1 protein-coding gene, 2 tRNA genes and 1 rRNA gene are annotated in these 955 nt (G+C 58.6%); 3 read left to right on the top strand and 1 reads right to left on the bottom strand.

The window, feature by feature from the left end; translation table 11 throughout:
• The 3 genes from MHZ35_RS17845 to MHZ35_RS17835 all read left to right on the top strand — a co-directional run.
• Positions 1-91 (top strand): 16S ribosomal RNA (locus MHZ35_RS17845); the annotation flags it as partial.
• Positions 92-331: 240 nt separating this feature from the next.
• Positions 332-408: transfer RNA gene (locus MHZ35_RS17840), tRNA-Ile, on the top strand.
• A 129-nt stretch (positions 409-537) separates the two neighbouring features.
• Positions 538-613: transfer RNA gene (locus MHZ35_RS17835), tRNA-Ala, on the top strand.
• A gap of 103 nt (positions 614-716) precedes the next feature.
• On the opposite strand, the gene MHZ35_RS17830 is transcribed toward MHZ35_RS17835, so the two are convergent.
• The coding region (locus MHZ35_RS17830) for a hypothetical protein (protein WP_239436848.1) at positions 717-955 on the bottom strand (239 nt) is incomplete at its 5' end.

Here is a 955-nt window from a genome sequence, read left to right as displayed (position 1 = left end):
AGGGGAGCAGGCGACCACGGTGGGTTCAGCGACTGGGGTGAAGTCGTAACAAGGTAGCCGTAGGGGAACCTGCGGCTGGATCACCTCCTTTCTAAGGATATCGGCGGAAAGCGCCGGATGGCACGCCATCTGGAAGAGCTTCCTCCATTCCAAAGAACATTTGCCGCCGTCCTCATGTCCCTTCATCACTAGCGCAGTCTGCGAGACGAAATAGCGAAGCTATTTTGCACGCAGGCAGCTCGGCCAGCGCGGCAGTGTCGCGCCATAAGGCGCGGCTTTGCCGCGACTGACGGCGCGGTTGTTCGCGCTGACGAGCGTAGCGGGCGCTGCTGGGCCGGTAGCTCAGGTGGTTAGAGCGCACGCCTGATAAGCGTGAGGTCGTAAGTTCAACTCTTACTCGGCCCACCACGCGTATCGGGAGTGCTGCAAGCCACGCCGTGGCAAAGCCGCGTCGTCGAACCTCGCTTTGCAGCGAGGCCGGCCGTGCTTGGCAGTGCGTGAAATAGCATGGCTATTTCATCGTCTGCCTGGCGCATTGGGGCCTTAGCTCAGCTGGGAGAGCGGTTGCTTTGCAAGCATCAGGTCATCGGTTCGATCCCGATAGGCTCCACCATGCCCACCCCGCGCACATGCTAGTGATTGAAGAGAAAGAGTTCGGCGTAAGCCGATACGGGAGACCAGGTCTCCCTTGATGTTTGACATTGTGAATGGGTTTTTCAAATCGATGCCGTGGTGGCTTCGGTTTGGTTCGTGAGAGGCTTTCGGGCTTCGCTGCGGATCGAGCTGGTGCCGTCACTTACAAGGCTGAGATTAACATCCACACCGAGCATACCACGTAACACTGCTCTGCCGAGTTTCGTGTCGGCCTTCGGGCTGATCCAGTGTTGTCGTTGGTGGTGTGGACTCTCAAGCGTGAGGTAAGGGCAATTCGTGGATGCCTTGGCATGTACAGGCG

Origin of the sequence: Sphingomonas sp. ACRSK (assembly GCF_022346685.1) — a bacterium.
In the GTDB taxonomy this organism is placed as follows: domain Bacteria; phylum Pseudomonadota; class Alphaproteobacteria; order Sphingomonadales; family Sphingomonadaceae; genus Sphingomonas; species Sphingomonas molluscorum.
Note: the sequence above shows the minus strand (reverse complement) of the source record. Positions and strands in the feature narration are given on the sequence as shown.